At 71.3% G+C, this 8,678-nt stretch carries 4 protein-coding genes; 2 read left to right on the top strand and 2 right to left on the bottom strand.

What is annotated here, in order from left to right; genetic code table 11:
* Positions 1-71 precede the first annotated feature (71 nt).
* Together ACFVH5_RS22775 and ACFVH5_RS22770 are read right to left on the bottom strand one after the other, a co-directional pair.
* Entirely contained in the window at positions 72-2,018 is a 1,947-nt protein-coding gene (locus tag ACFVH5_RS22775; RefSeq protein ID WP_385835449.1) for a glycogen debranching N-terminal domain-containing protein, read from the bottom strand.
* Positions 2,015-3,580, bottom strand: a complete 1,566-nt coding sequence (locus tag ACFVH5_RS22770; protein WP_385835447.1) for an amylo-alpha-1,6-glucosidase — start codon at positions 3,578-3,580, stop codon at positions 2,015-2,017. Before ACFVH5_RS22770 ends, ACFVH5_RS22775 begins: the two co-directional genes overlap by 4 nt.
* Before the next feature lie 118 nt (positions 3,581-3,698).
* Here ACFVH5_RS22770 and ACFVH5_RS22765 point away from each other — a divergent pair, with 118 nt between their 5' ends.
* Together ACFVH5_RS22765 and ppdK are read left to right on the top strand one after the other, a co-directional pair.
* Positions 3,699-4,943, top strand: coding sequence for an ROK family protein (locus ACFVH5_RS22765; protein ID WP_385835446.1), 1,245 nt, complete (start codon positions 3,699-3,701; stop codon positions 4,941-4,943).
* 466 nt (positions 4,944-5,409) lie between these two features.
* Entirely contained in the window at positions 5,410-8,184 is a 2,775-nt protein-coding gene (gene ppdK, locus ACFVH5_RS22760) for a pyruvate, phosphate dikinase (protein WP_385835445.1), read from the top strand.
* Positions 8,185-8,678: the final 494 nt, after the last annotated feature.

Below are 8,678 nucleotides of genomic sequence, written 5' to 3'. Positions count from 1 at the left end.
CGCCCCTAGGTACCTAGGGGCGCGGGGAACTGCGCAATCCTTTGGGCCCGCCCCCACCGGCCCGCAGCCGGCTACGCACCGCCCACAGCCGTCAGCAGCGCCAGTGGCGCGGCCGCAGACCGCGATTCCCGTACGCACGCATGCGGATACGGCACCGGCTCCGCATGCGTGCCACGCCCGTACCCCGCCAGAACCTCCGGCAGCCGGTGCCCCGCGACGGCCGCCGCGTCCACCAACCCGTGCGCCACCGCCCGCGCCTCGTCGTGCAGCCCGTACCGCGCCAGCCCCAACGCGATCAGCGCGTTGTCGTGCGGCCACACCGACCCCCGGTGGTACGACAGCGGATGGTACGCGGGCTGCCCCGACGCCACCGTCCGCACGCCCCAGCCGGAGAAGAAGTCCGGCTCCAGCAGCCGCCGCCCCACCAGTTCCCCGTACTCCTTGTCCAGCAGCCCGGACCACAGCAGATGCCCCGCGTCGGACGCGAGCGCGTCGACGTGGTTCCCGTCGCCGTCGAGCGCGAGCGCGGGGAACGCGCGGTCCGCCATCCAGAAGTCCCGCTGGAACCGGTCCCGCAGATCCCCGGCGGCCTGTTCGAGGAGCGCCGCGTACACCTCGTCGTCCCACACCGTCCGGGCGAGCTGCGCGGTCCGGCGCAGCGCGTCGTACGCGTACCCCTGCGCGCCCGCGGCCGTCACGGGCCCGGTGGGCCGGCTGCCGTCGCCGGAGCAGATCGCGCCGGGGGAGTCCTTCCAGTTCTGGTTGGCGAGGCCGCCCTCGTCCGCGCGGTAGACGAGGTAGCCGCGCGAGGTCAGCCCGCCGTGGTCCAGCATCCAGCCGATCGCCGCACGGGCGTTGGGCTCCAGCCGGCGGGCCAGCGCGGTGTCACCGGTCTGCTCGACGTACGCGCCGAGGAGGACCAGGAAGAGCGGGGTCGCGTCGACGGAGCCGTAGTAGCGGCCGTACGGCACCTGCCCGAAGTGGGCCAGTTCCCCGTGCCGTACCTCGTGCACGATCTTGCCGGGTTGGGAGACCGTGCCCACGCCGACCTCGGTGGCCTGGGCCGCGGCGAGCGCGGGCAGCGTGGCGGCGGCCAGTTGGGGCCGGTAGGGCAGTGCGAACAGCGAGGTCAGCAGCGCGTCGCGGCCGAGTAACGTCAGGAACCACGGCACCCCGGCGGCGGGGACGCGCAGTTCCTCTCCGTCGGGCCCGGTCGCCGGTACCTGGAGCACCGCGAGGTCCGCCAGGCCGCGCGCGCACGCCGCGGCCAGCTCGGGCCAGCCGGTCGGGAAGGGCACGCCCTGCGCGAACTCGGCCTCCAGCGCGCGGAGTCGGACGTTCGCGGCGGCCGGGGTGAGCGGCACCTCCGGGGCCGGCGTGCCGTGCGGGCGCGCCGCCACCCGCAGGGTCAGTTCGGCCGAGCCGTGCGGTTCGAGGTCCAGGGCCCACACGAGCCGCCGCGCGCCCGTGCCGGTCTCCTCGACGCCGTCGGGCGCGGGCTCACCGGTGACGGTCGTACAGGACCGCCACTCGCCGCGCTGGTAGCTGAACTCCACGCCGTCGTCGAGGACTTGGCGGGAGCGTACGGCGCCGGTCTTCGCGTACGTCCGGTGGTCGGAGCGCAGTTCGAACTGGTCCGTGAAGTCGGCGTCGGCGGTGACCGCGATCCGGACGGTCGTCGGCACCGGGCGGTTGCTGGTGATGCGCAGCGACTCGACGAACGAGCCGTCGGTGACGGCCTGTTCGCGGAAGAGGGTGTGGGCGGGCGGCTCCTGACGGCCGCCGCGCGGCACGAGGACGCAGCGGGCCGTGTCGCCGTCCGTCACCGGCGACAGCGCCTCGGGCACCGCGCCGTCGACGGTCAGCTGCCAGCGGCTCAGATGCCGGGCGTCGCGCACGAACATCCCGTCGGGGGCGGAGTGCGAACCGCCCCCGCCGCGTACTCCGCTGATGTCCCCGCCGTCGCCCACCGCGACGAACGTCCCGCCGTGTACGAGCAGATGCTGCCGGTCCGTCATCGCAGGTCCCCTCCCAAGGCACCCTCGCCGGACTTCTCCGTCGCGGCGAACTCTTCGTCCGTGCCGAACTCTTCGGCCCTGCCGAGTTTTTCGGCCCTGCCGTGCGCCGCCTCGGGCGCCGTCCCGTGCAGCAGGTCCAGCGTCAGCGCCGCGGTCCAGCTGAATCCGAGCGCCCCACAGGCCTCACCGGTGTACGGGTCCACGTACTCGGCGAACCCGGACGTGTCCGCCGTCTCCAGCAGCGCGCCCCGCAGTTCGGCCGCGTGCGCGAGCTCGCCGTGCAGCCGAAGCCCCCGCTCCACCAGCCAGTTGGTGTTGAACCAGGCGGGCCCCCGCCAGTACCGGTGCGGGTCGAAGGCGTGCCCGGTCAGGTCGTAGCTCGGTACGAGCCGCGTCGTGCCGCCGAGCCCGAAGTGCGGTCCGCGCAGGGTCCGTACGAGCGTCGCGGCCGTCTCGCGCGGCAGCGTCGGCAGGATCAGCGGGACGAGACCGGAGACCCCGCGCTCGGGGATCGGCTCGTCCGTGCGCACGTCCCGGCAGAAGAACAGGCCCTCCGCCGGGTCCCACAGCCGGTCCACCAGCGCCGCCGTCAGCCGTTCCGCGCGCGCGTGCCGGGCGGTGCCCGTCGCGCCCAGCTCCCGGGCGATCCGCGCCAGCGCGTGCTCGGAGGCGATCAGCAGCGCGTTGAACGCCGGGTCCTCCACGGCGAATCCACCGATGCCGCCGCCGGGTCGCCCGCCGTCCGCGTACCCGCCGTCGCGGTAGTCCGCCGCCAGCCGTACGTACCGGCCGTAGTCCAGGTCGGTCGGCCGGTCCTCGGCGGCGCCGTGGTCCAGATCGGCGCGGCGGAAGGAACGGGCCGGGGCGGGGGTGACGCGGGACAGCGGCGCGTCCCAGCTCGGCGCGTTGTCCATGCCCTGCTCCCAGGGGTGGACCACCGAGGCGAGACCCCCGCCGCCCAGGTCCCTGCGATGCAGCAGATAGCGGTGCCAGGCCGCGAGGCGCGGGTACATCCGGGCCAGGAAGGACCGCGACCGGGACAGCCCCGGGTCGGCGGCGTGCACCAGCCACACGGCGAGCGCGTGCACCGGTGGCTGCACGATGCCCGAGGTCTGTACGGTGCCCGGGGCGCCCGCGGCGCGCCCCGCGGTCGAGGAGCGCCAGAAGTCCGGGCTCGGGAAGTACGCGTCGAGGGGGACGGAGGGGTTGAACACGATGTGCGGGATCCGGCCGTCACCCCACTGCGCGTCGAGCAGCGTCTCCAGCTCGGTCTGGGCCCGCAGCGGCGACAGGTGCCGCAGCCCGATCGCGATGAACGCGGAGTCCCAGGACCACTGGTGCGGATACAGACTGCGTGAGGGCACCGTGGACGTGCCCCGCCAGTTGCCGTTCAGCACCTGGGCCGCCCTGGCGTGCACGGACTCCGCCGGGCGGACCGGATCGTATACGGCGGTCCGGGCCCGGCCGGTGTCGCCCTGGCCGGTGAAGGGCGGTGGGGCCGAGGTGCGCACGGGATCGAAGTGCACAGTGCGGCGGGCGGTGAGCTGGGTTGTGCGGTCCACTCAGGTCTCCCCGAAGACATGGCGCCGACCAGTTCGGCAGTAGCTACCGTAGGGTTACGTCTATTTAACACGCAAAACTCAATATGTAATGCAGAGTTGGTGAGCGCAAGGGGTGCGTATGACCGGAACCACAGGGAGGAGCGACATGGCCGCCAGGACCGGGAAGGCCGGGAGCCAGGCCAGCTCCGGCGATCTGCTGGAGCTGGTGCGCAGCGGGCGCGCCACCACCCGCGGAACGTTGCAACAGGTCACCGGGCTGTCCCGGGCCACCGTCGGTCAGCGCCTCGACCGGCTCTTCCGGGCCGGCTGGCTGCGCGAGGGCGCCGCGGGCCCGGTGGACTCACCGCTCGGCGGACGTCCCTCGGTCCGCCTGGAATTCGACGACTCCCACGCCGTCGTCCTCGCCGCCGACCTCGACACCCGGCACGCGCGCGCCGCCGTACTGTCCCTGACCGGTGAGCTGCTGGCCGAGCACGCCGGGCCGCTGCTCGTCGAGGACGGCCCGGACGTGGTCCTCGGCGAGCTGGGCCGCTGGTTCGCCGAACTGCTGGAGAAGGCCGGGCACCGGGCGGCCGAGGTGTGCGGGATCGGGCTCGCCGTACCGGGACCCGTGGACACCGACACGGGCCGGGTCGTCCAGCCGCCGATCATGCCCGGCTGGGACGGCTACGACATAAGAGGACGCCTGACGCGCGCCTTCACCGAGCACACGGGCGCCGGACCGGTCCCGGTCCTGGTCGACAACGACGCCAACCTCATGGCGTACGGGGAGCAGCGCACCGCCCACCCCGACTGCTCGGCCTTCGTCCTGGTGAAGGTCTCCACCGGTATCGGCGCGGGTGTGGTCGTCGGCGGCACGATCTTCCGGGGCATCGACGGCGGAGCCGGGGACATCGGGCACATCCGGGTCCCGGAGGGCGCCGACGCGCTGTGCAGATGCGGCTCGTACGGCTGTCTCGCCGCCGTCGCCAGCGGGGGCGCCGTGGCCCGCAGGCTGGCGGAGTCGGGGGTTCCGGCGGCGTCGGGCTCGGACGTGCGCGATCTGCTCACCTCGGGGCACCCCGGAGCGGCGGCGTTCGCGCGGGAGGCGGGACGGCACGTCGGTGACGTCCTCGCCACGGTGGTGACCCTGCTCAACCCCGGCGTCCTGATGATCGCCGGGGATCTGGCCGGAACCGCCTTCCTCACCGGGGTGCGCGAACTGCTCTACCAGCGGGCCCTGCCCCGCTCCACCGCTCATCTGGACGTGGTCACGTCCCGGCTCGGCGAACGGGCGGCCCTGGTCGGAGCCGGTGCGCTGGTCGTGGAGCACCTGTTCGCGCCCGAGCGGATCGAGGAGCGCCTGCTCGCCATGGGTGTGTGAGGCGCCGGGTGAGGGGGTGGGCCGGCGGGCCGTGCGGGGCGCCCGTGCGAGGCGATGTGACGGTGGTGTTTCCGGTCGGGGAACGCGTCCGCATGGTGAAATCCGAGCCCCGGGAACGGCGTGATTCTCGCCACGCATGATCGATGTTTCGCTCAGATGAGCGGATCTTGGATGGCTGCACTTCTCCAAAGGGTGGCACTCAGTGCCACTCTTTGATCATTGACGACGTGAACTCAGGCGTGCCGTAAGCCGCTCAGGTGAGCGCAATGCCGGGTCTGTGGACGCCGTCGCCTTCAAGAGGTGAACGCTGTAGGCCCCAACGGCTTACCATCCCTTGACTTTCGATCTGGTGGCGGACGAGTGGTTACAGCCGTATGACGCGCAAGTGGACGTACCCAGACGCCTTCGATCTGGGTATGTTCCCCGTCGTCAGGGCAGCCACCGCGTCGTCGAGGAGTCGAGACCCGTGTCGGAAAACAAAGATCCCCACGTAGCCGAGAACGGCGACAGCGGCGTCGGCAGCAGCGTCGAGAGCGTCGGCGGGAGCGTGAAGTTCGTTTATGACTTCACCGAAGGCAACAAGGAACTCAAGGATCTTCTCGGCGGCAAGGGTGCCAACCTCGCCGAGATGACCAACCTGGGTCTTCCCGTGCCTCCCGGCTTCACCATCACCACCGAGGCGTGCAAGACCTACCTCGACAGCGGCGACGAGCCCGCGGCACTGCGTGACGAGGTGAGTGCACACCTCGACGCCCTCGAAGCGACCATGGGCAAGAAACTCGGACAGGCCGACGACCCCCTCCTCGTCTCGGTCCGCTCCGGCGCCAAGTTCTCCATGCCCGGCATGATGGACACCGTCCTGAACATCGGCCTCTCCGACAAATCCGTCCAGGGCCTGGCGAAGCAGGCCGGGGACGACCGCTTCGCGTGGGACTCGTACCGCAGGCTCATCCAGATGTTCGGCAAGACCGTCCTCGGCGTCGAGGGCGAGCTGTTCGAGGACGCGCTGGAGGCGGCCAAGCAGACCAAGAAGGTCGCGGTCGACACCGATCTCGAAGCGGCCGACCTGAAGAAGCTCGTCACCAAGTTCAAGAAGATCGTCAAGACCGAGGCCGGCCGGGACTTCCCGCAGGACCCGCGCGAGCAGATGGACCTCGCCATCCACGCGGTCTTCGACTCCTGGAACACCGAGCGGGCCAAGCTCTACCGCCGCCAGGAGCGCATCCCGCACGACCTCGGCACCGCCGTCAACGTCTGTTCCATGGTCTTCGGCAACCTCGGCCCCGACTCCGGCACGGGCGTCGCCTTCACCCGCGACCCGGCCTCCGGCCACCAGGGCGTGTACGGCGACTACCTGCAGAACGCGCAGGGCGAGGACGTCGTCGCGGGCATCCGCAACACCGTCGCGCTCGCCGACCTCGAACAGATCGACAAGACGTCGTACGACCAGCTCATGCAGATCATGAAGACCCTGGAGAACCACTACCGGGATCTGTGCGACATCGAGTTCACCATCGAGCGGGGGCAGCTGTGGATGCTCCAGACCCGCGTCGGCAAGCGGACGGCCGGCGCGGCCTTCCGTATCGCCACGCAGCTCGTCGACCAGGGCCTCATCGACGAGGCCGAGGCGCTGCAGCGCGTCAACGGCGCCCAGCTCGCCCAGCTGATGTTCCCGCGCTTCGACGAGGGGACGAAGATCGAGCAGATCGGCCGGGGCATCGCCGCCTCGCCGGGCGCCGCGGTCGGCAAGGCGGTCTTCGACTCGTACACGGCCGTCAAGTGGTCGCGTTCGGGCGAGCAGGTCATCCTGGTCCGCCGCGAGACCAACCCCGACGATCTCGACGGCATGATCGCGGCCGAGGGCATCCTCACCTCGCGCGGCGGCAAGACCTCCCACGCGGCCGTCGTGGCGCGCGGCATGGGCAAGACCTGTGTGTGCGGCGCGGAGGAGCTGGAGGTCGACACCAAGCGGCGCCGGATGACCGTCCCCGGCGGGCACGTGGTGGAGGAGGGCGACGTCATCTCCATCGACGGCTCGTCCGGCAAGGTCTACCTGGGCGAGGTCCCGGTGGTCCCCTCCCCGGTCGTGGAGTACTTCGAGGGCCGGATGCACGCGGGCGCCGACGACGCCGACGAACTGGTCGAGGCCGTCCACCGGATCATGGCCTTCGCCGACCGCAAGCGCCGCCTGCGCGTACGCGCCAACGCCGACAACGCCGAGGACGCGCTGCGCGCCCGCCGCTTCGGTGCCCAGGGCATCGGCCTGTGCCGCACCGAGCACATGTTCCTCGGCGACCGGCGCGAGCTGGTGGAACGCCTGATCCTCGCGGACACCGACACCGAGCGCGAGGAGTCCCTGAAGGAGCTTCTGCCGCTCCAGAAGCAGGACTTCGTGCAGCTCTTCGAGGCGATGGACGGCCTGCCGGTCACCGTCCGCCTCCTGGACCCGCCGCTGCACGAGTTCCTGCCCGACATCACCGAACTGTCGGTACGGGTGGCGCTCGCGGAGGCCCGCCAGGACCCCCACGAGAACGAACTGCGCCTCCTCCAGGCCGTCCACCGGCTGCACGAGCAGAACCCGATGCTCGGCCTGCGCGGCGTACGCCTCGGCCTGGTCATCCCCGGCCTGTTCACCATGCAGGTACGGGCCATCGCCGAGGCCGCCGCCGAGCGCAAGAACGCCAAGGGCGACCCGCGCGCCGAGATCATGATCCCGCTCGTCGGCACGGTCCAGGAGCTGGAGATCGTCCGCGAGGAGGCCGAGCAGGTCATCGCCGAGGTGCAGGAGCACACGGGCGTGGACCTGAAACTCTCCCTCGGCACGATGATCGAACTGCCGCGCGCCGCGCTCACGGCCGGTCAGATCGCGGAGGCGGCGGAGTTCTTCTCCTTCGGCACGAACGACCTCACGCAGACCGTCTGGGGCTTCAGCCGCGACGACGTCGAGGCCAGCTTCTTCACGGCCTACCTGGAGAAGGGCATCTTCGGGGTCTCCCCGTTCGAGACGATCGACCGCGACGGCGTCGGCAAGCTCGTACGCGACGCGGTGAAGGCCGGCCGTGAGACGCGCCCCGACCTCAAGCTCGGCGTCTGCGGAGAACACGGCGGCGACCCGGAGTCGGTCCACTTCTTCCACGAGGTGGGACTCGACTACGTCTCCTGCTCCCCGTTCCGCATCCCGGTGGCCCGCCTGGAAGCAGGCCGCGCGGCATCCTCCTCGCAGGGCAGCGACCACCGGTAACCCACCAGGGCCCACCCGGGCCCCGCACAACTCCGGGACCTCGCCCCGCCATCCCACCCTCACCGACGGGGCCGGGGTCCCGGCGCACGAAAAACGAAGAGGCGGCGCCCTGTGCGGGGGTGCCGCCTCTTCGAGCATTGTCTGCGGAAACTGTCAAGAAGTGCTGCTGACCAGGGAAAACTTCGTTTGCTGACGTTGGTAGCCGTTGGACGCGGGGGAACGTGTTGTGCCCTGGTTGTGCCCTCTGGACACGAGCGGCGCCTGAAGGCGCTACCTCTATAGAGGCCAGGTGGTGTTGGTCCGGGGGTGTGTCAGTAGCGCTGGTATTGAACGGGCCTTGTGCTGTGGTGGGGTGTTATCCCACTTCCTCGGGGAGCTACGCGGTAGCCGTTGTTGTTGGTCGTCGTGGGGGGGGGGGGGGGGCGCGGCGCCGACCAGGCACAGGAGCGCGGGGAGGGAGTGGTTGTTGGAGGGGTTCGGCTCGGAGGGCGTTG

It is taken from the genome of Streptomyces sp. NPDC127119 (assembly GCF_042677425.1).
Lineage (GTDB): Bacteria > Actinomycetota > Actinomycetes > Streptomycetales > Streptomycetaceae > Streptomyces.
This window is presented reverse-complemented; position numbering and strand designations above follow the sequence as displayed.

Coding starts and splice junctions, on each gene's coding strand:
- ACFVH5_RS22775 (WP_385835449.1), bottom strand. CDS start 2,018: ATGACGGACCGGCAGCATCTGCTCGTACACGGCGGGACGTTCGTCGCG.
- ACFVH5_RS22765 (WP_385835446.1), top strand. CDS start 3,699: ATGACCGGAACCACAGGGAGGAGCGACATGGCCGCCAGGACCGGGAAG.